A 23172-nucleotide genomic window follows, 5' to 3' on the forward strand; every position below is an offset into this window, starting at 1 on the left:
TGTAGAGAGGTGGGCCTGCACCCACCCACCAGGATCTGGAGGGGGCCTCAGGCCTCCACGGGCCGGGCCCATCCCTCCGCAAGGCCGGACCTTGGTTCCTCCGGCTGCCAACCGAACCGATCCCAATGGACCGACTCGGAAGGCCAACCGACTTCGAATGCAGCATCGACAACTTCTTGCGTCAGGCGGGGCGGGCCACAGACGTAGAAATGGCTCCCCGCCGGAGCCCGGCGGACCCGCTCGGCTACCCGCAGCCGGAAGCCCTCGTCGGCCGGATAGCACTGCACCCGACCGGGATGGGCCGACTGGAGCTCGCGCAGACGGATGGCTTCGCTCCGGCTGCGCACGGCGTAATGCAGCTCGTAGGAAGCGCCCGCCGTGCGGAAAGCCGCCATGTGGGCCAGGAACGCGGTAACTCCCATGCCGCCGGCCACCAGCACGTGGTGGTCGGCCTCCTGGGCCCGCGGCAGTCCGCACCGCGGCCGGGTGATCTCCACGGCCTTTCCGGGGCCCGCTTCCTCGAGCAGCCAGCGGGATACGGCGCCCGCTCCGGCTCCCTGCGTCACCACCACCTCGTAACCGGGCTCGCCGGCGGGTGGACTGGTGAGCGAGAAGGGCGACCCCTTCTCCTCCGCCGACAGGGCCACCTTGATGTGGCTGCCGGGAGGGGCCGGCGAGAAGACCCCGCCGCTTGGCTCGATGAAGCGAATCGCCTTCGCGTTCGAGGAAACCCACTCCGTTTCAGAAATCACGGCCTGCATTGGGCGTCTCCTGGTCGGGAGCCGAACCCGATCCCGCCGGGATCTACTTGAATTGCTCGGGAACCGAGCGCATCCGCATCGGGTCATAGAACGGCGTCTGCATCACATGGGCCTTGTAGGTGCCCTTGCCGTCCTTCACCTCCAGCTGCGTGCCAATGGCGGTGTGCTCCGGTTTCACGTGAGCCAGGGCAATGTTGCGCATCAGATAACGGCTGAAGCCGGGCATGGTGACCACGCCGGTTTCCTGGCCGTCTTTCAGCACCTTGGCCTCTTCCTCGACATCCTCGGGATGGTCGATGCTGAGGCCGACGATCTTGGACCGCTCCTTGCCTTTGGACGCCAGGCAGGCTTCCTTGCCGAGCCAGTCCTCTTCCTTGTCCTCGTCCACGGCCCAATCCCAGTCGATCTCCCACGGGGTGGTGTTCTCCCAGGGCATATCGAAGGGATAGAACAGCAGGGCGCCCTCGACCCGCATGAGGTCGATGGTGGTCCAGGAGCAGGGAAGGATTCCGTGGGCCTTGCCCTTGTCGAGCAGGGTGTCCCAGAGGTTCACGGCGTTCTGCGAGGAGACGTGCACCTCGAAGCCGTACTCCCCGGAGTACCCGCACCGGGCGATGGTTACGTCCATGCCGAACAGCTTGGTGAAGGTATGCTCGAAGTACTTGAGGCGGGCCAGGTCGTCGTCGCAGTTGGGGTTCAGGAAGGGAAGCGCGTTCGGTCCCTGAACCGACAGGATGTGAACGTCGGTGTCCTTCCAGGTCTTGACGTTCTTGCCTTGAACGGCCTGCTCCAGAACCTTGGGCGTATCGCCGCCGCCGTGGGAGATACGGAACTTCTCGGGGCCATCACGCAGGATCATGATGTCGTCGCGGATGCCACCCTGCTCGGTAAGCTCCATGCCGAGGCGGGCCCGGTTCTCCTTGAGCTCCGGCACCTTGATGCTGACCATCCAGTTCAGGGCTTCGGCGGCATCCGGCCCTTCCACATGGATTATGTTCAGTGCGGAGATGTCGAACAGGCCCACGGCGGTACGGACCGCGACCACCTCGTCGTGCGGATCCTGATCCCCGTAGACGGCCGGGATCTGCATATTCCAGATCACGTCCTCCAGATCCGCCCCTAATTGCCGATGGCGGTCGAACAGGACGTCATCCCGTAGACCTTCTTCCGCCATATTTCGTCCTCCTTTTGGTGGGGAAAAACACCCGGTCCCCCCCCATGGGGGAACCGGATTGTCGTCTGCTGGGATACCCAACTTTTAGAAGGGCACATCCCAGTTACTGCTGCGGGTCACGCTAAACACGAACCGGCCATCGGCGTTCTTTTCCTGATAAGCGGGCGCGGCATCGTCATCGCTGATGTCGGTGTCGTGGTACCGCACGTCCCAGGTCAGGCCGATGAAGTCCTTGGAAACGCCGACGTCGTAATAGTTATAGTCCTCAACGGAGCCGTCGAACTCCTGTACGCCGTAGGTCGCCGAGGCGGAGAAGCCGGCGCCAAGGTCCCCGGAGAGGATTCCTTCATAGGCCGTGGCTTCGCCGTACGATGGGAACCCGAAGAAATCATTGGTGCTCTGGCGCACCGCGGCCTTGGCGTTCACGGGACCGAAGGTGTAGTTGACGTTGCCCCACACCTCATCGAAGCCTAGGTCCTCCCAGCCCGGATAGTTGAAGGAGTAGTACATGATGTTGAAACCGAGGCCCTCATAGCTATTGGCATAGCCCACGTACCAATCGGCCTCGGTGGAGGTTTCCTCCCGCATCCGGAAACCGTCGCCGCCGGAAGCTACTCTGTCGAAGTTCACGCTGGAGGCCCAGATTCCGACGTAAGCACCGCTGGCATGGGAATAGGTCAGCCCGCCCTGGAGCGCCGGCTTGTTGCCGGTCTGCGAGCCGCCGCGGAACATGTAGTCCGTGGCGAAGGTCACCGTGGAGCTCATTCCAGCGGTGGCCGCTCCGCTCATGGCCAGCAGGCCGGTGCATACGGAAGCAGTAACGATCTTCTTCATGGTCAGTCCCCTTTCGGGAGATAGAGCTTCCCCGGGCAAGCGCCGCGGGCCTGTTTCCGGGGCCCCACCTCCCTTTTTCTTGAAACCCCGCCCGGTATCAGCCTTTTACAGGCGACGTACGAAAGTCCGGGCTTGGTTGAGAGCAAAAAGGCTCACAGCCGGAGTCAGCAAAACCGCCAGGATGTGAGCCCCCGAAAACCCCAGAAAGAAGTCACGTGGTCGAACCCCTCCTGTTACTACCTGCGTTGAATTTGAAGGCGAAGCCCGGTTAAGCGATCAGGGCCTCACTCAACCGTTCCCGACCAAAATCCGAGAGGGCATAGCAGATAAGGATCTTGTCTTTGCCGAAATACGTACCGTCGTCCAGCTTTTCCTCGACCACCTCGATCAGGCCGCTGGCGTACAGGTCCGTCAGGGTCAGGCGCACCGTCCCGTGCCAGTACAAGCCACTCACCCCGTATTCCTTCATGACCCGCTCGGCGATCTGGTGGTCCCACAGCCCGGAGGCCTGGGTGCTGAGCAGGTAAAGGATGTAGCCCTTCAAATGCAGTTTCGCCATTTTCCGGACTCTCCTTACTTCGAAGCCTCGGTTTCGGGCCCTTGCCCTCGTCCTTATTCCAGGGAGCGCACCACTTCCACGGCGCCAGGCCGGCGAGCATGGCGGAGCCACCGGCAAGCAGCATCCAAAAGAGCGCCCGGCCGTTCTTCCGCCCTTCCAAGAGCCCGCATCCACCCCCTCTGAGATTTCGTCGATGTTCATGAGGAAACGGGCAGCTTCCAACGCCTTCCCGGGTCCGGGGCTTGAATGTAGAGATCTTCAAGGGACCGAATCCCCAGCCGGTTGCGGTAGTCTCTGCGGCGAGGAATGAACCGGCAATTGATCTCCCTTAGTACCCTCATGGGGGTAATCGCAGACTCGGCAAGATCGGGGGTGGGTGGAGACTTACCTACTAAGAATTTATAATTAATCCGAAAAAAACGTGAAAAGCGTAAAAAAGAGGTACCCATATGGGGATACCTCTGGATTCTTAACGGTTTACACTTCTAGTCCGCGCATGGGTTTTAGGCGTGAAAGGACTGAAAATAAAGAGGAAAAATTGACATTTTGGAAGGAGGTAGCGGGCAGGAGGGACCAGCCAGAATTCAGGGCTTTCCCTTAGGAGTACTCCCTAACTAGTACTACCAAAACAGGGCTAGGATACTCTTTTTAGTTATATTTTAATCCTTTCGCACGAAGGGGTTGGCCGCTTCCCCGCTCCTAGGGGTTATCCATTAAGAGGCAGACCCGCCATGCCGAAACGAACCGGGCACGGATCTTATCCTCGCGTCGCGGGTCCATACGGACGACACCCGGGCCTTCCCCGGAGCGAAAGGCCCGGATGGTGCACCTAACGGCCCATCCGGTTGACTGGATTCGCTCCTGAGCGTATAGAGTAAACCCAACCGCAATCCCGGACCCCTTGCATGCCAAGCGATCACCATCGCAGCCCCCTCTACCCAAGGAATGGGAACGGGAAAGGACGCTTCCAAATGGCCTTCCTCGGCGGACTCGGATGGATCAAGGAAAGATTCTGGCGGGGGATCTTTCACAGCTCCAAGGCATCGGCTCCTTTAATACAGCCCCTCTCCACCCACCAGACATCCGCCTATGCGCAATGTCAGAGCACCCTCGACAATGCGCTCTTCCAGCTACTCGAAGAGCCGGACGCCAAGGAGCCTTTCCTCCTGATCCTTAATCAGATCGAGGAATGCACGGGGGCCGAGGCCAGTATCCTGCTCCTGGAGGGGAACGAAACGGACGGCCACCCGGAGATCCTGGCCGCCACCGAGCCGCAGGAGCGCTGGCAGAATCTCGCCTCGCAGGGGAGCCTGCCCCTACTCGGCCCGGAGCCCTATCCCGGGATCATCCGGGTAACCTATCCCGGCGAGGTTGAGCACAACCTGCTCCAGGTCCAGATCTCGGACCCCTCGCAGAACCACGGCTACCTCATCCTCCGGACCCCCACTCCCAAGCCCTTCTCGCCCCAGGAATACCAATTCCTGAAGACCCTCGCGGGACGGCTCGGCCCGGTGATGATCAGTACCCGGCGTGCCAAGCTCAAGCGCCGGCTCGCCCTCTACGAGGAGCGGGCGGCCATCGCCCGGGAGCTCCACGACTCCCTGGCGCAATCGCTGTCCTATCTGATGATCCAGACGAGCCGGCTGCAGGCCAAGCTGGAGGATACGAACTGCGACATATCCGAGGAGAATGACCGGTCCAAGCTGGAAAGCGTGCTGCAGGATCTCCGGACCAACCTCAACGTCTCCTACCGGCAGCTTCGCGAAATCATCAACACCTTCCGGCTGACCCTTGAAGCGCCCAACCTCGAGCAGGAAATCAGCAACACCATCGAGGAGTACGAAAAGCTGAGCGGCATCGCCTTCAGCTTGGATTACCGGATCCCCGGGGACCAGCTCACGGCCAACGAGGAGGTGCAGGCTTTCCTGATCGTCCGGGAAGCGCTCTCCAACCTCGTTCGACACTCCCATGCGCGGCAGGGCTGGATCTCCGTTTTTCAAGGGGAAGAGCAGAAGATCCACGTGACCGTGGAGGATGATGGCGTCGGACTGTCGGACAGCTCGTCCTGGGACGGGAGCCACGGCTTAAACAATATGCAAGAGCGTGCCAAGGCCCTGGAGGGAGGTCTCACCGTCGAGCCCCGCTCGGAGGGCGGAACGCAGGTCCGCCTCTCCTTCCTGCCGGCCCGGCTCTCCCACCACGCCCCCTCCCAGGAGTCTCCTCACACGCATCCGGAGAAAGAGAAACAGGCATGACGGAAGATACCCATCGCATACTGCTCATCGACGACCACCCCCTGTTCCTCAGCGGCCTGTCCCAGCTGATCGACGGCGAGCCCGGATTCTCCGTGGTGGGTGAAGCCAGCTCCGGCCGCGAGGGAATGGACAAGGTGGAGGAGATTCAGCCCGACCTGGTCCTCTTGGACCTGAATATGAAGGAGATCACCGGCCTGGAAGTCCTCAAGAGCCTCAAACAGAAGCATCCGGACATCCTCGTGGTGATGCTCACGGTTTCCGATTCCGAGGATGATCTGGTAACCGCCATTCGGTGGGGTGCCGACGGCTATCTCCTCAAGGATATGGAGCCGGAGGATCTGGTGGGCAAGCTCCACAACGTGTCCTCCGGCCAGGTGATTCTCACGGACCACCTAACCGAGCTGCTGACCTGCTCCCTGCGCAATGACCGGGAAAAGGACCGGGCGGTCCCCGACGACTCCACCCTCACCGAACGGGAAAGGCAGATCCTCGCCCTCATTGCCGAAGGCCTCAGCAACAAGCTGATCGCCCGCGAGCTTGAAATCAGCGACGGCACCGTCAAGGTCCATGTGCGCCATCTGCTTAGCAAGCTCAACCTGCGCTCCCGCCTGGAGGCGGCCGTCTGGTTCCTGGAACAGAAAGCGCAAACCTAGGTTTTCTAAGAAGTAAACTACACCTTAACGGGTACTCCGGCAGGGGAGTCCTCAACGCGTGCATCCTTACCTAAAGTAAAGGTAGGATCATGGGGCCCTTCGCGATACCTGAAGGCAGGGGGCCATGCGGCACGAACAGCCTTCCCCACAAGCCGGGCAAAGAGTTTGTCTATTCCAGCACGTCTTGCAGGACCGATAAGGAGCCTCCTGGGCACCCGGCGGGAAGGCACCGCCGAAGGGCCCGCGGGCCGGAAAAGTAAGCGGAGGAACTGGCTCGACCAGCTCCCCTTCGTGATTTTCCAGCTCGACGGCCAGAACCGCTGGACCTTCCTGAGCGGGGAATGGAAGGAGGTCACGGGCTGGCTCCCCTCCCACAGCGTGGGCACCCCGGTTGCTCAATTCATACACCCCCAGGATCGCTCGCACTGGGACGAGCACGTCAAGCATGCCGGCCACGAGGCCCATGCCCCCAGTTCCGTGCGCCTGCGGCTGCTCACCCAGGAAGGCAAATACCGCTGGGTGGAGGTGCGGGCTCGGCTCCACGAGCAGGGTGGCCAGGAGCATATCCTCGGCAGCCTCACCGACGTTACCGACGAGGTTCAGGCGGACGATCTCCGCGAAGCGGAATACCAGAACCTGGTGGGGCTGGTGCACCGGCTCCCCGCCATGCTCTACCGCGGCCGAAACAACCGCGACTGGACCATGTACTTCGTCAGCGAGGGGGCCTACAAGCTCACCGGCTTCTCGCCCCAGGAGCTCGTCAACAACCGGGCCATCACCTACGGCTCGCTGATCCATCCCGAGGACCAGGACAAAGTCTGGAACGAAGTGCAGGCCGCCCTTCGCGAGCGCCGCAGCTTCGAGATCCTCTACCGCATCGTGACCGCCCAGGGGCATGAGAAGCTGGTCTGGGAGCGGGGCCAGGGGGTTTTCTCCACGGGAGAGGACCTGCTCGGCATCGAGGGGTTCATCACGGAGGCCCCGCAGCGGCTCAAGCGCTTCACGGACCGGGCGGAGCAGGCGCGCCTCTACGACGATTTCCATGGCCAGCCCACCCAGAGTTTGCTCCTCGACCGGCTGGACTTCATCATCCGCACCGCCGATTGGGACGGCCACTCCGGGTTCGTCTTCCTGCTTCTCGGCATGGCCAACGGCGACGACCTCCTCGCCCATATGGGCAACGCCCGACTCAAGGAGCTCCGCCACCAGTTCCTGCAGCGTCTCCGGGATAACCTGGGGGAGACCGCCTCCCTGGCCGTTCTCAACCACCTCCGCATCGGAGTCCTGCTCCCCGAGCGCCATGCCCCGTGGGAGGTGGGCGCCCTCGTGGACCGGATCCGCCTGCGCTGCCAGAACACCTATCTGGTGGGCGGCAAGCGCATCGACCTGGATCTCAATATCGGCATCGCCATGAGCCAGTCCGGATGGCGAAGCAGCGAAGAGGTGCTGGAGAACGCCGATCAGGCCATGGTTCAGGCCGGCGCCATCGGCGGTACGCGCGAAATGGTCACCGACCAGGGGCTCCGCGGGGAGATGATCGGCTTCAACCGTATGGCCCAGGCCTTCCAGGAGGCCCTGCAGAAGCGGGAGATCGTGCTGGATTTCCAGCCCATCTTTCCGCAGCCCGACGGCAGTCCCACCGCCTGGTATGGCCGCCTGGTTTGGCCGCAAAAGCGCAAGGCCGCCATCCCTCTCGCGGAATTCCTGCCGGCCGCGGTCAACCGCGGCCTGGTTCCGGAGCTCAAGGACCACCTCTGCGAGGAGCTGGCCTACCATCTGGACGAATGGGCCGGCGCCTTCCTTCGGGAGTCCACACACCGGCTCCTGCTGCGTTTGGACGCGCCCGAGCTTCTGGACCCGGACCTCCTGGACCGCATTCAGACCCTTACCCGGGAGCTCGCCGGGGCCGACAACCCGGTGCTTCCCGCCGTACCGGCCGCATTCTTCCAGGAAGGGAGACAGGCCGAGGGAGCCGACGCCTTCCGCGAGCACCTGCACCAGCGGAACCTGCGGATGGTTCTGGACGAGTTCACGGGGGACTTCGGGCACCTGGCCCATCTGGAGGCCGTGGAAATGGTGCGTCTGGCCCCCCACTGGGTTCACGCGAACAAGGACCGGGAAACGGTGGTGCAGGGCATCTGCAAGGGTGCCGAGGCCTTCGGGCTGCAGATCATCGCCCCCGAGATCACCGACCCCAAGGAAGCGCAGCGCCTGAAATCGCTCTCCTGCGATTTCCATGAGGGCACCCTCTGCGACAGCGCGGCCGAGGCCTGAAGGCCGCCACCCGGGTCCTACCCCTCCCCCCGCCTTACTCCCCGGGCATGGGCCCGATAGCTGGACAGCGCCCGCCTTCCCGAACCGTGCCGCCCACCCGGAAGCGCGAGGCAAAATCACTCGACACGGGGGGACATGCCGGGCATCTTAGGGCGTAAGCCCGGGTAGGCTCCGTGCGGGGAGCGGCCCTGCCCGTTCGCGAAGCCGGAGCCGCGGGACGACAACGGATTTCAACAGGAAGGATGTACCCGGGAATGGGAAGAAGCTACGAGGTGGAGGTGCTCTGCACCCCCCAGGGAGAGATCACCTGTTCCAGGCCCTCCGGGATCGGACCGTCCATACGGACCGGACCGAAAACCGACTCCGAGGACGGCACGCCCATGGACCACCTGGCGGTGGGCCTGGGCTCGTGCCTCCTGCATTTCGCCCAGAATTTCCTGGAGCGGCGACAGCGGTCGGCCAGTACGCGCATCGTCGTAACCTGCGCCGTGGACCAGAAGCGCTGCGAGATCGAGCAGATCCAGGCGGACCTCACCATGGACATTCCGCTGTCCGAGGAGGACCGCAACCTCCTGATCCGCTTTCTGAAGCAGTGCCCCATCCACAAGGCGCTGGACGTCTGGACGCCGGTGGAGCTTCACATCGCCAGCGAGGCGGACTGACCCGGTCCGGGCCGGGTCCCGCCGCCTGCAGCCGTTCGGCGCCGTTCCCTATCCGCTTTCCCGCCCGCCCAGGGCTTGCGCACCGGCAAGCACCGTCAGCCGCAGGGCGGCCCGGAGCACCTCCTCATCGTTGAATGCCCGCATCCGGACAAGATCCCAGGGATACCATTGGTCCGGTACGGGCTCGTTGCTCCGTCCCGTGTGGTGGCCCCGGGGCGTCTCCGGGCTACCGCCCTCCAGATAGATCCGATTCGCCTTGAGCAGCTCCAGGCCCCGATCCCGGGGACCGGCTCCCCGCTCCCTGAGATCCACGGCCTGCCCGAATAGCCGCCGGGCCTTTTCCGCATCTCCCCGGTGGAAGACCGTTTCCGCCAGATTGCCGAGCGTAAAGGACCGGGCGGCCGCGAGATCCCGCTGCGCCTCCTGCCGGGCCACCGGCTCGTACTGGTCCCGGCCGTGCTTGATCTCCAGCTTGATATGGAACACCGAGCTCGCCGCCCGGGGCGGGTGCTCCATGTCCGCCACCCAGCCCTCAGCCTCCTGCCAGGCCGCTTGCGCCTTGCGGAACAGCGATTCGGCCTCCGGCAGACGCCCCGCCAGACGCTGTCCCACGCCGCGGTTATTGAGCGCGGCGGCACGCCTGGGATCGCCCTGGGCGAACCCCTCCACCGGATCACTGGCCCGGCTCCAGAGCTGGCGCGCCGTTTCCTCCAGCCCCTGGTGGAGGGCCAGGGCGCCCTGCTCCGCGAGAAACGCCCATAGCAGATCGGCGAGGGCCGTTTCCTGCTCTTCCTCCTCCAGGACCGGCTCCCCGGAGTAGTCCACCGTCGGTTTTTCGTTCTCCAACTCGCGGCCTCCGTCCATAGGCGTGGCCCACCGCAACGCCCGGGAGTTACGGTTCAGACGCCGAGATAGGCCTCGCGGACCGTTTCGTTGTCGCGGAGCTCGGAAGTGGGGCCCTCCAGAGAGATCTGCCCCGTTTCGAGCACGTATCCGTACTGCGCCAGCTCCAGCGCCAGCTCGGCGTTCTGCTCCACCAGGATCACGGATACGCCCTGCCGCTGGATCTCCTGCAGCGTATGGGCGATCTCCTGGACGATCTTGGGCGCCAGCCCCAGGGAAGGCTCGTCCAGAAGCAGGAGGTGGGGACGGGCCATGAGCGCCCGGCCGATGGCGAGCATCTGCTGTTCACCGCCGCTCAGCGTGCGCGCCGCCTGGGTGTGCCGCTCCCGCAGGCGGGGAAAGATCTCGTAGATCCATTCCAGGTCGCGCTGCACCTCCGCCTTGTCCTTCCGGGTGTAGGCCCCGGTATGCAGGTTCTCGGCCACCGACAGGCCGGGGAACACCCGGCGTCCCTCGGGCACCTGGCTGATGCCCAGGGGCAGGATCTTCTCCGCCGGCATGCCGTCGATGCGATGGCCGTCGTACCAGATCTCTCCCCCCGCCGGCTTCTCCAGACCCGAAATGGTCCGCAGGGTGGTGCTCTTGCCCGCCCCATTGGCCCCCACGAGGGTGATCATGTCCTTCTCCTCCACCTGGAAGGAGGCCTCGCGCAGGGCGACCACCGGTCCGTACTTCACGGTCAGGTTCTTGATTTCCAGGAGCATCAGGCGGCCCCCAAGTAGGCTTCGATGACGTCCTTGTTGTTGCGGATCTCCTCCGGGGCCCCTTCCGCCAGGAGCTGCCCGAAGTTCAGGACGCTGATCCGGTCGCACAGGCCCATGATGGCTTTCATGTCGTGCTCCACGAGGATCACGGTAATTCCAGAATCCCGGACCTTCCGGACCAGATCCATCATGGTGTTGGTCTCCTCGGGGTTCATTCCCGCGAAGGGCTCATCCAGCAGGAGGACCCTGGGTCCGGAGGCCAGGGCGATGGCCATGCCGAGGGCGCGCTGGAACCCCAGCGGCAGGTCGGAGGCCATCTCGTCCTTGCGGTCGGCCACGCCCATGAACTCCATGACCTCCTGCACCTTCCGCTCGGCCTCGCGCTCGCGGGCCTTGTCCCGGCCGAAGATGGCTCGGAACAGGCCGGTATGGGCCTGCATATGGCAACCCACCAGGACGTTCTCCCAGGCGGTGAACTCCTCGAACAGGGTGGTTTCCTGGAAAGTGCGGATAATCCCTTCCTCCGCCCGCTTGTGCCAGGGCTGTCGCGTCACGTCCTCGCCCTGGAAAAGGATGGAGCCGGCGCTCGGGAAATAGGCGCCGCTGATCACCTTGAACATGGTGGACTTACCGGCCCCGTTGGGCCCGATCAGCCCGCGGATCTCGCCCTCCTCCACGTCCAGGCTCACCTGGTCCAGGGCGGTCAGACCTCCGAATCGCTTGCTGATGTTCTTCGCCGTCAGAAAAGACATGTCTTGCTCCTCGCGGCTCCAGAGGACGTAAGAGGCCCTTCAGGTGGAAGACGTGGTGGTCGTGGTTTCGGAACGGGGGGCGTCCCGCTGGTCCCGCACGGGCTGGCCGCCTCCGGAGGTGCCTTTTCGTCCCTGCCACCAGCCGCGGATCTTGCCCGGAATGCTCTCCAGACCGTCCGGGAGGAACAGCGTGGCCAGGATCAGCATCACGCCGTAAAAGGCCGGCCGCACCTCCTCCGCGAAGCGGAAGAACTCGTTGAACATGGTCAGGGCGATCACGCCGACGATGGGACCGGCAAAGGTGCGACTGCCCCCGACGATCAGCCAGACCAGGATCAGCACCATGAGATGCAGACCGAAGATGGGCGGCGTCACCGTGCCGATGTAGTGCGCGTGCAGGGAACCGGCCACGCCGGCGAAAAAGGCCGAGGTGACGAAGGCCAGCATCCGGTAGTACCACGCGTGGACGCCCACCGATTCGGCAAGCTCGTCCCGCCAGTGCAGGGCGTGCAGGGTGAGGCCGATGCGGGAGCGCTCCAGCCGGTGGAGGATCCACAGGCACAGGGTCACGATCGCCAGGGCCAGGAAGTAATAGCGGATGGGGTACAGCAGGCCGATGTCGATCACGCCCATCGTCGGCACCCACAGCTGCGGCGTGGGGATCATGGTCAGCCCCCCCGGCCCGCCGAAGGGGTTGTCGAAATAGTTCCATGAGAGCCGGATGGCCTCGCCCGCGGCGAAGGAGCCGATCAGGAAATAGAACAGCTTCATCCGGAACAGCGGGAAGCTCAGCAGGAAGGCCACGAAGGCGGTGATCAGACCCGCCGCCGGCAGGCTGAACCAGAAGGGCCATCCCAGATCCTTGGCCAGCAGGCCACTTCCATAGGCCCCCACGCCCATAAGCACCGCGTGGGCCAGGGAGAACTCCCCGGTCAGGGTCAGCCACCGGTAGCTGGACACCAGGAGCACATTCACCACCAGGGCGATGGCGATGTCCATCTGGGAATAGCTGAGGAAGAAGGGCACCACCACCGCGACCGCCAGCAGCAGCCCCCAGCCGATACGAGAACTGTATTCCGCCATTATGCGCTCCGCCCCATGATTCCCGTGGGTTTAATGACCAGCACCACGAGCATCAGTGCCAGGCCGGCGATCTGCGCGATGGTGCCCCCGACGTAGGTGGTCATGAAGGTGCTGAAGAAAGCGTACAGCACGGCGGCAATGACGGCCCCCGAAAGGCTTCCCATGCCGCCCACGATGGTGACGATAAGGGCGGTGATGATTACCTCGTGGCCCATGTACGGATGGACCCGGACGATGGGCGCCATCATGGCGCCGGCCAATCCGGCCGCCGCCGAGCCCAGTCCCATGGCCATCATGGAGGTCTTATTGATGCTGATCCCCTGCAGGGCAGCGGCCTCCCGGTCCTCGGCCACGGCCCGCAGGGCCCAGCCGTACTTGGTCCGCATCAACAGGAACCAGATCAAGCCCAGCATCAGGACCGTCACCACGATCACGGCGGCCCGCTGGGCGGAAATGCTGGCCCCACCGAAGAGGCTCACGTTGCCGGAAACGGAAATGGGCACGTACTTCATGGAGCCCAGTCCACCGAACTTCACCGCCAGGACCTGGAGGATGAACAGCACCCCGATGGAGTTGATGAGCCCGCCCAGGGGATTGTCCAGCATGGGTCGGAACAGGGCGCGCTCCATGAGCAGGCCCAGGGCGGCCACCAGAAAGACCGCTGCGAGCACGGCCCAGAGGAAGCCCCACCCCTGGACGGTGTAGGTGTACCAAACGGTATAGGCCCCCACCATGTACAGCTCGCCGTGGGCGAGGTTGATGATGCCCATCACACCGAATATGAGGACCAGCCCGACGGCCATCAGCGCGTAGGAGCCGCTGGCCATCAGGGAGTTGGCGATTGTCTGTAGGAAGGTTTCCACGGCGCTCTCCACCTCTTCTCGCTGGGTGGTCTGCGTGGGTTTTCCAGAGCGGCTGGCTCCGGGTCCCGGGAAGGGACGGACGCCAGCCGCGCCCGCCCGGTCCCACGGGGACCGCCCGGCAGGGAGCGGTCCCGACCCGGAAAACCTCCGCTAGGACTGGTAGTACATGAGGTTCTGCTTCTCCATCTCCTTGATCAGCAGGTCCAGATTGTCTCCCTGGTTCATCCAGTCGCGGATGTCGTAGAAGCCCTGAATCTGCGCCTTGCCGTCGTTGATGGTAACCACGGGCCAGTTGCCCACCAGGGCGTTCGGCTGCCCCCAGAGCTCCTTGCCCCACCAGGTGGACTCCCCGAACACGTGGGGCGCCTTGTTGCCCTTCTTGAGCTGCTCGAACACCGCCGTGGGCTCGGTGCTGCCGCCCTTTTCCACGGCCTGTTTCCACAGCTGCCCGATGGCCGCGTACTCCCAGGACACCGCGGTCCACTCGCCGGGATGCCGCTCGGTGTACTTGCGGTAGAACTCGGCTGGATCGGTGAAGTTGATGAAGTCCTGCTTCAAAGCGGGGTCATCGAAGTCCGGGAACTGGAAGACCGTGCCCTCCATGAACTCCTTGCTCGTCTTCTCGACGATCTGCTCGTAGTTATCGAGCGTGCAGGAGATGATCTTCCCGTCGTAGCCCTGGGAGTAAGCCTGCTGGGTCAGCAGCTTGACGAAGTCCGGATAGGCCGTATCCCAGCACAGGATGTCGGGGTTCTTGTCCATCATGGACGTCACGATGGGCGCGAAGTCCGTGGTGCCCATATCGAAGAAGTTGACGTCCTTGACCTCGATCCCGGCCGCCTTGAACGCCGCCAGATAGGTGGCCACGGACGGCTTGCCCAGGGAGTCGTTCTGGGCGCAGATGGCCACGCTCTTGGCGTTGGGATGGTTATCCTTCAGCCACTGAACGCCGGTCACGTTGTAGATGGGATGGGTTTCGCTGGGAGCGACCAGGTAGGGAGCTTCAGGGTTGAGATCGCTGGGGAGCAGCGTGGAGGCCAGCATTTTGGCCTGGTTCGCGAAGCGCTGAACGCCGGGCCAAGTATCGCCGCCCAGCATCATGATCATCTTGACGTCCTGCTCCAGAACCTGTCGGCGCCAGCCCTGTAGCGCCTTGCTCGGGGAGTATTCGTTGTCGAACGCAACGAATTCAACGTTGTAGCTCTGACCCCCGACCTGAATGCCGCCGTTGTCGTTGATCTGCTCCGCCCAGATCTTGCAGCCGTGAAGCCCCGGCAATCCCCAGCCGGCCACTGGTCCGGTTAGCGGGGCGTTGAAGCCGATTCGAACCGTTTTGTCCTGCGCCCGTACCGGATTCACCGGAAGCCCTACACCGGTGAGTACCGCCCCGGCTGCAGTGGCTTTCAATACGTCTCTGCGGGAAATGCTCATAAGCCGCCTCCTTTTGGGCGTACGGCGTTGGTGGTGCCGGAGACTCCCCGCGGGAAGAAATGCAGCCCCCGAAAAGTGGGTCCTCCTTGGCTGAAGACCGGTCTTGGTCCTCGGCCTCCCGTCGGCAAGAGGTACGCCCTCGGGCGAATTGCAATTCGGGGACGGAAACCTTTCGGTCTCTTCCCTCGAAGCGGGCACCCCTAGAATTTTCACGCCTGTCCAAAGCAGTTATGGGGGACAGCGTTCCTCCGGGAATCAGGAGCTACCCAAACGGGCAACCCTTTTTCGGTATGAGATACGCAAAAGTTCCTTGTCTGCAAACATCTTTTAGACGTACTCCCATGAGCGTACCCAGATAATCGGAAAACCGGGCACCAAAACAAAACATCAGGAATGAGCCGATACGAATCGGAGAAATAGAGCGACAGGAAAGCGGTCCGGCGGGGTTACACTAGTGCAGCCGCGGCGCAAAACGGAGGTGAAACAGTAGAGGAAGGCGCTTTTAAATGAAACAAACTATGTTCGACCGCTCTACATAAGTGCAGAGCGGCTTTCGGGGATAGCCAAGCGGAATAGGCCGGGCGCGGGGAAGCCGCGAGCTGTACCGCCCGCCCAGCGGCGCGGCGTCAGGTGGTCGGGCCGCAGACCATCACGGGTATATCCGACCGATGAACCACCTCGTGGGCCACGCTCCCGAACAGCATTTCATCCAGTTGGTTGCGCTTGCGTCCACTCATGCAGATCAGGTTCACCTCCTGGCTCCGACAGGCGTCGAGAACGGCGGTGGCCGGGTCCCCGCTGGCTTCCTGAAGGTCGTAGGCGATTCCGGCCTTCTTGAGGGCATCCATCACCGTATGCACGGAAGCCACCTGGGCGACGGACGCCCCCTCGGGATTGTCCCCGAAAACGTGGAAGAGAATGGCCTGCACCTCTTTCTGGCCATCCGGAAGATCGATGATGGCTTGGGCCTGCGCGGAAGCGCGGCCCTTATCGTGGTCGATGGGGACCAGGACCTTGTACATTCCCACCCTCCGTACTTGGGGCCAACGGCGGATTGGCTGGAATCCGGATATTTTCCTATTGAAAAGGAGTTATACTCCGGCGTCTTGCCCCTGAAGGAATACCTCGTTGCTGTTAGAGGCCGGATTACCCGCCATTACCGTACCTCGCACCGAAACCGTTTTCCGGCGCGGCGCGGCTGTCCGGGAAATATCCGGCGCCGCACCAATGGGGCGTTCCCCGGTCCAAGGAAAGGAAGAACGGGAGCGGTACCCATGGGCAAGCATCCGCATTCCCACGGCGATCCGCGACAAGTACAATTGCAGACCGCGCGTTTATCCAGTGCCCGCCCGGGCTCCGGCCCGGGCGGGCACTCGCAGGTTTCCGGCCTTTCGTAAATGGAATGATCGGGACGGGCTCAGGAATGGGGCCCCATCCCATTGACGGACAGCCGCCGGACAATGGCCGGCGAACCGCGCCCGGCCGGGCTGGCCGGTTGGACGCTTCTCCAGATGGTAGGAAGCGCCAACGTTATTTTCCGCGCACTCCTGTACAGGTACATAAATGGCAGCCAATCCCCAGCAGATCACCGGTGTAATCCTCGCCGGCGGACGCGCCAAGCGCATGGGCGGAGCGGACAAGGGCCTCCTGGAGATGGCCGGGCGACCCGCCCTGGAGTACGCTATTGAGCGCCTCCAGCCGCAGGTGGATCGCCTGGTGATCAACGCCAACCGCAACCGGGGCACCTACGCCGCCTACGGCTTCCCGGTGGTCCCCGATGAGATGGCCGATTATCCAGGACCTCTTGCCGGAATGGCCGCCGCCCTCCGCGCGGCGGAAACCGAGTACATCCTGACCGTCCCCTGCGACTGTCCCTGGCTGCCGCTGGACCTGGCCACCCGCCTCCAGCTCGCCCGCCGGAACCTCAACAGCGAGCTGGCCACGGTGGAGACGGGCGAGGGGCTCCAGCCGGTGTTCGCCCTGCTGCACCGGAGCCTCCTGGACAGTCTGCTGACTTACCTGCAAGGGGGAGGCCGCAAGATCGACCGGTGGTTCGCCCGCCACCTCACGGCCCTGGCGGACTTCTCCGACTGCCCGGAAGCCTTTACCAATATCAATACCCCGGAGCAGCGGGCCACCGCAGAGTCGGAGCTGCCCGCCCCCCCGGAAGAAGCGCGGTCCACCCGCCGCTAGGCGCGAAGGAGGGTCCGACACTTGCCCCAAGGTCGAAGCACCCAACCGGACGTGCGCATGCGCGGGTTCAGCCACCGCGCCCCGGTTGAAACCGTCTGGCAATGGCTGGAAGAGACGGCGCGTCCGCTTCCCGGAGAGACCCTCCATCCCCGGGAGGCCCACCGGCGCATCCTCGCCGAGGAAGTGACGGCCCCTGAATCGGTTCCGCCCTTCCCGCGCTCCGCCATGGATGGTTACGCCCTGCGCGGCAGCGAGACGGTGGGGGCCGGGGCCTACAATCCGCTTTCCTTCCGGCTGGTCGGCCAATCCATGCCCGGAGCGGCCCACGACCAGCCGCTGCCGCCGGGGGCCGCCGTGCGCATCATGACCGGCGCCCCCGTTCCCGAGGGGGCCGACGCCGTCCTGCCCGCGGAATACGCCCAGGAGGTGGGCGAACGGGTGGAGGTCACCAACGCCATTCCACCCTGGAAGCACGTGGGCCAGATCGGCGAGGACATCCAGGAGGGCGAGGTCCTGCTGCGACCGGGACGCAAGCTCCGGCCCCAGGACCTCGGGCTCCTGGCCTCGGTGGGACGCACCAGCGTTACGGTGGTGGCACGGCCACGGGTGCGGATCCTGGTGACCGGCAACGAGCTTGTCCCCTCGGACCAGCCCCGCGGCAACGCCCAGATCTACGACGCCAATACGGACATGCTCGCCGCCCTCGTGGAACGCGACGGCGGCACCGTCGAAGGCACCTACCGGGTGGGCGACGATGCGGACGTGATCACCGAGCATTTCACCGAGGGCTCCCCGGACGTGCTGATCGTCACCGGAGGATCGAGCGTCGGCGCCGAGGATCATGCGCCCCGCGTGCTTTCGGAAGCCGGGGAGCTGGCTTTCCACGGCGTGGCCATGCGCCCCTCGGCGCCCACCGGGATGGGACGACTGGGCGCGGATACTTTGGCCTTCCTGCTGCCGGGCAATCCGGTTTCCTGCCTCGCCGGCTACGACTTCTTCGCCGGGCGGGCCGTCCGGCGCCTGGGAGGCCGCCCCAGCCACTGGCCGCACCCCACCGTGTCGGCGACCCTGGCCCGAAAGATCAGCTCCGAGATCGGCCGCATGGACTACTGCCGGGTGGCCCTCGGCGACGAGGGCGTGGAGCCCCTCGCCCTCAGCGGGGCCTCCATCCTTTCTTCCACCACCCGCGCCGACGGCTTCGTGATCATCCCCGCGGACAGCGAGGGCTACGCGCCGGGAACGGCGGTTACCGTGCACCTGTACGAGCCCGGGGACTAGGATAGGCGCGCCATGACAAACTCCTCTTCTTCGCCGAATCAGCGCGGCACCAGCCAGGGCCAGTTCCTGGAGGTCATGGACCGGAACGAGGCCGAGGCCCGCTTCCTCGCCCACCTCCAGCCGGAGCCCCTGGGCATCGAGACCCTGCCCCTCGCCGAGGCCCTGGAGCGCGTCCTCGCCGAGCCGGTGGCCGCCGAGCTCGATGTGCCGGGCTTCGACCGCGCCAACGTGGACGGCTTCGCAGTCCGCGCCGACGACACCTTCGGCGCCATGGAGGAGAGCTCCGTCCAGCTTCGGCTCAATGCCGAGACCCTGGAGCCGGGCATGGTTCCCGAGGTGGCCGTCACGCCCGGCACCGCGACCCCGGTGGCCACCGGCGCGATCCTGCCCCGCGGCGCCGACGCGGTGGTGCTGGTGGAGCGCACCGAGCTCCTCCCCGGCGGGGAAGGCACCCTGGAGGTCCGCACCTCCGTGGCTCCGGGCCAGAACGTCGCCTTCGCCGGCACCGATATCGGCCTCGGCGAGACCGTGCTGCGCCGCGGCCAGCTCCTCACTTCCCGGGAGATCGGCGTGCTGGGCGCGCTCGGCCGGGCGGAGGTCACCGTCTACCGCCGCCCGAGGGTGGCCGTCCTCTCCACGGGCAACGAGGTGGTGCCCCAGGGGGAGCCCCTCCCCCTGGGGTCGGTCTACGACGCCAACGGCGCCCTGCTGACGGCCGCAGTCCAGGAGCTCGGCGGCGAGCCGACCTTCATGGGCGTGATCCCCGACGACGAGGAAGCCCTGGCCGAGGCGCTGAGCAAGGCCCTGGAATACGACGTGGTGGTGCTCTCCGGAGGCACCTCCAAGGGGGCCGGCGACCTCTCGTACCGGGTCGCCGAGCGCCTGGACCCGCCCGGGATCATCGCCCACGGGGTGGCCCTCAAGCCCGGCAAGCCCATCTGTCTGGCCGCCAGCGGCCCAAAACCGGTGGTGGTGCTCCCGGGATTCCCCACCTCCGCCATCTTCACCTTCCACGAGTTCCTGGCCCCGGTGATCCGCTCCTACGCGGGCCGCGGGCCGCAGGAGCGGGACACGGTCACTGCCCGGCTGCCGCTGCGGGTGAACTCCGAGCGGGGCCGTCAGGAATACCTGCTGGTCAGTCTGGTCCAAGGAACGGAGGTGCTCAGCGCCTACCCCATGGGCAAGGGCTCGGGCTCGGTCACGGCCTTCACCTACGCCGACGGGTTCATCGCCATCCCCCGCCACACCGAGCTGCTGGATGCGGGGACGGAGGTGATCGTCCAGCTCATGGGCGAGCAGCTGGCACCGGCCGACCTGGTGGCCATCGGCAGCCACTGCGTGGGCCTCGATGTCCTGCTCGGCGAGCTACAGGGCCGCGGGATCAGCACCAAGGCCCTGCACGTGGGCAGCATGGGCGGCCTGGCCGCCGCCCGGCGCGGCGAGTGCGACATTGCCGGCGTGCACCTGCTGGACCCGGAATCCGGCACCTACAACCGCCCGTTCCTCGACGAGGACCTGGAGCTGGTGCCGGGCTACCGCCGCATGCAGGGGATCGTGTTCCGCGCCGGGGATCGGCGGTTCACGGGAAAGGACGCCGAACAGGCCGTTGCCGACGTGGCCGAGGATCCGGAATGCGCCATGGTCAACCGCAATCCCGGCAGCGGCACCCGCATCCTCACCGACCGGCTGCTCGCCGGCCGGGAGCCCGCGGGCTACGGCGTGCAGACCAAGTCGCACAACGCCGTGGCGGCGGCGGTGGCGCAGGGGCGGGCCGATTGGGGCGTGGCCATCGAGACGGTGGCCACCGACTACGGGCTCGGCTTCCTGCCCATGCAGGAGGAGCATTACGACTTCGTGGTGCCGCGCACCCGGCTGGACCGGGAGCCGGTACGTCAGTTCCGGGCGCTGCTTGACGAGCCGGAGATCCGCGAGCGGCTCCAGGCCCTCGGCTTTCGGCCCCGGGAATAATCCGCGCCGGGGCGCGTTCCCGACCGAAGGGCGCGCCCCGCGCCGCGCATAGAGACAGGAGCGTGTCATGCAATCCCCACCCCGATCGCAGGAGCGTTACCGGCCCAGGCTGACCCAGGCCGGACTGGACCCTTGCCGGCGGGTGGAGGCCGTGGACGAGCACGGCAAGGTCCAGGAGCGGGAGATCGCCGGCGAGCGCCCCCTGACCCTGTACCTGGACAAGCGGGAGATCGTCACCCTCATGACCCTCGGCAGCCATCCCGAGCTGCTGGTGCTCGGCTACCTGCGCAACCAGGGCATCCTCTCGGACCCCGAGGAGGTGGCCGAGGTCCAGGTGGACTGGGAGACGGAATCGGCGGTGGTGGTGACCCGCGCGGGCGTTTCGGAGCTCGACGAGAAGCTCGGCACCCGCACCGTGACCACGGGCTGCGGCCAGGGAACGGTCTTCGGCAAGCTCATGGACCATCTGGAGCGCTCCGCCCTGAAGGAGCCCGTGGAGGTTCGGCAGTCGGAGATCTATGGCACCCTGGACGCCATCAACCAGTACAACGAGGTGTACCGGAGGGCGGGGGCCGTGCACGGCTGCGCCCTCTGCCGAGACCAGGACATCGAGATGTTCGTCGAGGATGTGGGCCGGCACAACGCGGTGGACGCCATCGCCGGCCACATGTGGCTCGAAGGCATGCCGGGCCGCAGCAGGATCTTCTACACCACCGGTCGCCTAACCTCGGAAATGGTCATGAAGGTGGCGCAGATGGGCATTCCCACCCTCCTTTCCCGCTCCGGGATCACGGAAATGGGGCTCGATCTGGGCCGACGTCTGGGCATCACCCTGATCGCCCGGGCCAAGGGTACCCGGTTCCAGGTCTATAATGGGGCCGACCAGGTCGTCTTCGACGACGAGCCCACCCCCTACCCGAAGCACGACCGCGGGGATAAGGCCCGGGCGGATTCGGCCTCGCAGGAGGGATAGCGGGTGGCGGCCTGCAAACTGGCAAGGCGGGCTTTGCCTGGCTTCCGACAATAGGATCGACTCATGGCAATCAAGAACCACGATACGCAGTCGGAGACCCCCCTCTCCTACGGGGAGGACCTGCCCGACTGCGCCAGCGAGATTCCGGATACCCAGGGCCTGCCGGATAAGCGGCGGATCGCCATCGACAAGGTGGGCATCAAGGACATCCAGCATCCGGTGCGGGTCATGGACCGCAGCCAGGGCGAGCAGCACACCATCGCCCGATTCAACGCCTTCGTCGGGCTCCCCCACCACTTCAAGGGGACCCACATGTCGCGGTTCGTGGAGATCCTCAATCAGCACGAGCGGGAGATCTCGGTGCTGTCCTTCCGGAACATCCTCGAGGAGATGCGCGACCGCCTGGAGGCCGAGGAAGCGCACCTGGAGATGACCTTTCCCCTGTTCGTCATGAAATCGGCGCCGGCCACCGGCGTGCAGAGCCTGATGGACTACGAGGTCACCTTCCACGGCAACCTGAGCAGCGACGACTACGGCATCATCATCGAGGTGAACGTTCCCGTCACCAGCCTTTGCCCCTGCTCCAAGTCCATCTCCCGGTACGGCGCCCACAACCAGCGCTCCAACGTGAACCTGAAGGTGCGCGCCGAGGATTTCGTCTGGGTGGAGGATCTGGTGGAGCTGGTGGAGTCGGAGGCCTCCTGCGACCTCTACGGCGTGCTCAAGCGGCCCGACGAGAAATACGTCACCGAGCGTGCCTACGACAATCCCAAGTTCGTGGAGGACATGGTCCGGGACATCGCCCGTCGGCTGGAGGACGACGGCCGGATCCTCTGGTATTCCGTGGGTGCGGAGAACTTCGAGTCCATCCACAACCACTCGGCCTACGCCTGGATCGAGCGGGACAAGGCGGAGCCCCTGCCCGAGACCTGATCAGTCAAGGCCGGGGCCGGCTCTATCGGGCCGTTACGGAAACGCCCTCCGGCCGCGCCAATCGGGCTCCCTCCCGAGCACCAGTCCGGCGGGACCGCGCCCGCCGGGCACCTCCCGGTCCGCCGCGGCACCGGGACCTAGCGGGTAACCACTGCCCGCAGCGGTTCGGCGCTCCGCATCCGGCCCAGAACCACCCGGGGAACGAAGGGGTAGCGATCCAGAACCGCCCGCGCCGCGGTGCGGGCCGCCTCCTCCAGGTCCGCGTCGTCCACCATGTTGATCAAGGGCACCACCGTCAGATCCTCCCGGTTCTCCCGGCAGGCCATATAGGGCCCGAGCAGCCCGGCGAGCTGCTCGGGCCGCAAGGTCTCTCCCGCCGCCATTCCCAGAAGCTCAGCGCAGCGCTCGGGGCGGTGGGCGATCCGATCGTCCAGCGGCCGACCGAATCCGCGGGCCGAGACGATGGGCACCAGGGTAGTTGTGCCCGACGGCAGCACCGGCTCTCCCGGGCGCGGGCACTTGACCCAGCGCATCCGGGCCCCGTCGGCCTTGACGAAGGTGGCATCGAAGCCCCCCTCCCCGTGTAGACGGCGGACCAATTCCGGCGGGGTCCCGTCCAGCCGCCCGGGCTGCTCCGGCGGCAGGGCGTAGGCCACACGCTGGCTGTTTCCCGCGGCCCGGGGCACGCCGACCGCCAGATCCGCCACTTCGCCGATCACCCGTTCCGCCTCGAAATCCGCTGGGAATTCCGTTATCCGAACCGTGGTTGTAACTCCCACCCTCCCGGGGTGCAGATCAGCCAGACGGTAGATCGTCGTCTTCTTGCCGCCCGCGCCCACGAAGGCCACTATGCCGGAACGGGCGCCCAGCAGGTCCAGGATATTCTGACGCTCCATGACTGCGCTGCTCCTTTCAACGG

The 23172-nt window shown here is 65.2% G+C and carries 21 protein-coding genes; 9 read left to right on the forward strand and 12 right to left on the reverse strand.

Annotated features, from left to right (window positions below):
- Positions 1-47: 47 nt before the first annotated feature.
- The 4 genes from ACERLL_RS10335 to ACERLL_RS10350 form a co-directional block, all read right to left on the reverse strand.
- Positions 48-761 carry a ferredoxin reductase gene (locus tag ACERLL_RS10335; RefSeq protein WP_373656009.1) on the reverse strand — a complete coding sequence of 238 codons (714 nt, stop codon included), beginning with the start codon at positions 759-761 and terminating at the stop codon, positions 48-50.
- Between the two features lie 43 nt (positions 762-804).
- Positions 805-1935: an aminomethyl transferase family protein gene (locus tag ACERLL_RS10340; RefSeq protein ID WP_373656010.1), complete on the reverse strand. Its 1131-nt coding sequence runs from the start codon at positions 1933-1935 to the stop codon at positions 805-807.
- A gap of 84 nt (positions 1936-2019) precedes the next feature.
- Positions 2020-2769 carry a TorF family putative porin gene (locus ACERLL_RS10345; RefSeq protein WP_373656011.1) on the reverse strand — a complete coding sequence of 250 codons (750 nt, stop codon included), beginning with the start codon at positions 2767-2769 and terminating at the stop codon, positions 2020-2022.
- A 268-nt stretch (positions 2770-3037) separates the two neighbouring features.
- Entirely contained in the window at positions 3038-3328 is a 291-nt protein-coding gene (locus tag ACERLL_RS10350) for a hypothetical protein (RefSeq protein WP_373656012.1), read from the reverse strand.
- A 971-nt stretch (positions 3329-4299) separates the two neighbouring features.
- On the opposite strand from ACERLL_RS10350, the gene ACERLL_RS10355 reads away from it, so the two are divergent.
- From ACERLL_RS10355 to ACERLL_RS10370, 4 genes are all read left to right on the forward strand, one after another.
- Entirely contained in the window at positions 4300-5583 is a 1284-nt protein-coding gene (locus ACERLL_RS10355; protein WP_373656013.1) for a histidine kinase, read from the forward strand.
- Positions 5580-6236 carry a two-component system response regulator NarL gene (gene narL / locus ACERLL_RS10360; protein WP_373656014.1) on the forward strand — a complete coding sequence of 219 codons (657 nt, stop codon included), beginning with the start codon at positions 5580-5582 and terminating at the stop codon, positions 6234-6236. The genes ACERLL_RS10355 and narL overlap by 4 nt, the downstream gene beginning before the upstream one ends.
- A 165-nt stretch (positions 6237-6401) precedes the next feature.
- Complete coding sequence (locus tag ACERLL_RS10365) at positions 6402-8510, forward strand: PAS domain-containing protein (protein WP_373656015.1); 2109 nt, start codon at positions 6402-6404, stop codon at positions 8508-8510.
- Between the two features lie 254 nt (positions 8511-8764).
- A complete protein-coding gene (locus ACERLL_RS10370; RefSeq protein ID WP_373656016.1) occupies positions 8765-9172 on the forward strand; it encodes an OsmC family protein in 408 nt (135 codons plus the stop codon).
- 48 nt (positions 9173-9220) lie between these two features.
- Here the strand turns inward: ACERLL_RS10370 and ACERLL_RS10375 are convergent, their stop codons facing one another.
- The 7 genes from ACERLL_RS10375 to ACERLL_RS10405 form a co-directional block, all read right to left on the reverse strand.
- On the reverse strand, positions 9221-10018 hold the full coding sequence (locus ACERLL_RS10375) for a tetratricopeptide repeat protein (RefSeq protein ID WP_373656017.1): 798 nt from the start codon (positions 10016-10018) through the stop codon (positions 9221-9223).
- 53 nt (positions 10019-10071) lie between these two features.
- Entirely contained in the window at positions 10072-10779 is a 708-nt protein-coding gene (locus ACERLL_RS10380; protein WP_373656018.1) for an ABC transporter ATP-binding protein, read from the reverse strand.
- On the reverse strand, positions 10779-11531 hold the full coding sequence (locus ACERLL_RS10385) for an ABC transporter ATP-binding protein (RefSeq protein WP_373656019.1): 753 nt from the start codon (positions 11529-11531) through the stop codon (positions 10779-10781). Before ACERLL_RS10385 ends, ACERLL_RS10380 begins: the two co-directional genes overlap by 1 nt.
- Before the next feature lie 39 nt (positions 11532-11570).
- The gene (locus tag ACERLL_RS10390) at positions 11571-12614 is read right to left on the reverse strand and encodes a branched-chain amino acid ABC transporter permease (protein WP_373656020.1); all 1044 of its coding nucleotides are present in this window, start codon (positions 12612-12614) and stop codon (positions 11571-11573) included.
- Positions 12614-13477 (reverse strand): branched-chain amino acid ABC transporter permease, encoded by an 864-nt coding sequence (locus ACERLL_RS10395; protein WP_373656021.1) that lies wholly within the window; start codon positions 13475-13477, stop codon positions 12614-12616. Before ACERLL_RS10395 ends, ACERLL_RS10390 begins: the two co-directional genes overlap by 1 nt.
- Positions 13478-13627: 150 nt before the next feature.
- Positions 13628-14908 (reverse strand): ABC transporter substrate-binding protein, encoded by a 1281-nt coding sequence (locus tag ACERLL_RS10400; RefSeq protein ID WP_373656022.1) that lies wholly within the window; start codon positions 14906-14908, stop codon positions 13628-13630.
- 626 nt (positions 14909-15534) lie between these two features.
- Positions 15535-15930, reverse strand: a complete 396-nt coding sequence (locus ACERLL_RS10405) for a universal stress protein (RefSeq protein ID WP_373656023.1) — start codon at positions 15928-15930, stop codon at positions 15535-15537.
- A gap of 541 nt (positions 15931-16471) precedes the next feature.
- On the opposite strand from ACERLL_RS10405, the gene mobA reads away from it, so the two are divergent.
- The 5 genes from mobA to folE2 all read left to right on the forward strand — a co-directional run bounded on the left by mobA (position 16472) and on the right by folE2 (position 22253).
- Positions 16472-17101, forward strand: a complete 630-nt coding sequence (gene mobA, locus ACERLL_RS10410; protein ID WP_373656024.1) for a molybdenum cofactor guanylyltransferase MobA — start codon at positions 16472-16474, stop codon at positions 17099-17101.
- A 21-nt stretch (positions 17102-17122) separates the two neighbouring features.
- Positions 17123-18379: a molybdopterin molybdotransferase MoeA gene (locus ACERLL_RS10415; protein ID WP_373656025.1), complete on the forward strand. Its 1257-nt coding sequence runs from the start codon at positions 17123-17125 to the stop codon at positions 18377-18379.
- Positions 18380-18391: 12 nt separating this feature from the next.
- Positions 18392-20347: a molybdopterin biosynthesis protein gene (locus ACERLL_RS10420; protein WP_373656026.1), complete on the forward strand. Its 1956-nt coding sequence runs from the start codon at positions 18392-18394 to the stop codon at positions 20345-20347.
- A gap of 67 nt (positions 20348-20414) precedes the next feature.
- The gene (locus ACERLL_RS10425) at positions 20415-21320 is read left to right on the forward strand and encodes a formate dehydrogenase accessory sulfurtransferase FdhD (protein WP_373656027.1); all 906 of its coding nucleotides are present in this window, start codon (positions 20415-20417) and stop codon (positions 21318-21320) included.
- 63 nt (positions 21321-21383) lie between these two features.
- Entirely contained in the window at positions 21384-22253 is an 870-nt protein-coding gene (gene folE2 / locus ACERLL_RS10430) for a GTP cyclohydrolase FolE2 (protein WP_373656028.1), read from the forward strand.
- Between the two features lie 137 nt (positions 22254-22390).
- Here the strand turns inward: folE2 and yqeC are convergent, their stop codons facing one another.
- Entirely contained in the window at positions 22391-23149 is a 759-nt protein-coding gene (gene yqeC, locus ACERLL_RS10435; protein WP_373656029.1) for a selenium cofactor biosynthesis protein YqeC, read from the reverse strand.
- Positions 23150-23172: the final 23 nt, after the last annotated feature.

The organism is Thiohalorhabdus sp. Cl-TMA (assembly GCF_041821045.1).
GTDB classification, from domain to species: Bacteria; Pseudomonadota; Gammaproteobacteria; order Thiohalorhabdales; family Thiohalorhabdaceae; genus Thiohalorhabdus; species Thiohalorhabdus methylotropha.

What these genes read in the sequence shown, in the direction of transcription:
- ACERLL_RS10335 (WP_373656009.1), bottom strand. Translation starts at nt 761, where the DNA reads ATGCAGGCCGTGATTTCTGAAACGGAGTGGGTTTCCTCGAACGCGAAG.
- ACERLL_RS10340 (WP_373656010.1), bottom strand. Translation starts at nt 1,935, where the DNA reads ATGGCGGAAGAAGGTCTACGGGATGACGTCCTGTTCGACCGCCATCGG.
- ACERLL_RS10345 (WP_373656011.1), bottom strand. Translation starts at nt 2,769, where the DNA reads ATGAAGAAGATCGTTACTGCTTCCGTATGCACCGGCCTGCTGGCCATG.
- ACERLL_RS10350 (WP_373656012.1), bottom strand. Translation starts at nt 3,328, where the DNA reads ATGGCGAAACTGCATTTGAAGGGCTACATCCTTTACCTGCTCAGCACC.
- ACERLL_RS10355 (WP_373656013.1), top strand. Translation starts at nt 4,300, where the DNA reads ATGGCCTTCCTCGGCGGACTCGGATGGATCAAGGAAAGATTCTGGCGG.
- narL (WP_373656014.1), top strand. Translation starts at nt 5,580, where the DNA reads ATGACGGAAGATACCCATCGCATACTGCTCATCGACGACCACCCCCTG.
- ACERLL_RS10370 (WP_373656016.1), top strand. Translation starts at nt 8,765, where the DNA reads ATGGGAAGAAGCTACGAGGTGGAGGTGCTCTGCACCCCCCAGGGAGAG.
- ACERLL_RS10380 (WP_373656018.1), bottom strand. Translation starts at nt 10,779, where the DNA reads ATGCTCCTGGAAATCAAGAACCTGACCGTGAAGTACGGACCGGTGGTC.
- ACERLL_RS10385 (WP_373656019.1), bottom strand. Translation starts at nt 11,531, where the DNA reads ATGTCTTTTCTGACGGCGAAGAACATCAGCAAGCGATTCGGAGGTCTG.
- ACERLL_RS10390 (WP_373656020.1), bottom strand. Translation starts at nt 12,614, where the DNA reads ATGGCGGAATACAGTTCTCGTATCGGCTGGGGGCTGCTGCTGGCGGTC.
- ACERLL_RS10400 (WP_373656022.1), bottom strand. Translation starts at nt 14,908, where the DNA reads ATGAGCATTTCCCGCAGAGACGTATTGAAAGCCACTGCAGCCGGGGCG.
- ACERLL_RS10405 (WP_373656023.1), bottom strand. Translation starts at nt 15,930, where the DNA reads ATGTACAAGGTCCTGGTCCCCATCGACCACGATAAGGGCCGCGCTTCC.
- mobA (WP_373656024.1), top strand. Translation starts at nt 16,472, where the DNA reads ATGGCAGCCAATCCCCAGCAGATCACCGGTGTAATCCTCGCCGGCGGA.
- ACERLL_RS10420 (WP_373656026.1), top strand. Translation starts at nt 18,392, where the DNA reads ATGACAAACTCCTCTTCTTCGCCGAATCAGCGCGGCACCAGCCAGGGC.
- ACERLL_RS10425 (WP_373656027.1), top strand. Translation starts at nt 20,415, where the DNA reads ATGCAATCCCCACCCCGATCGCAGGAGCGTTACCGGCCCAGGCTGACC.
- folE2 (WP_373656028.1), top strand. Translation starts at nt 21,384, where the DNA reads ATGGCAATCAAGAACCACGATACGCAGTCGGAGACCCCCCTCTCCTAC.
- yqeC (WP_373656029.1), bottom strand. Translation starts at nt 23,149, where the DNA reads ATGGAGCGTCAGAATATCCTGGACCTGCTGGGCGCCCGTTCCGGCATA.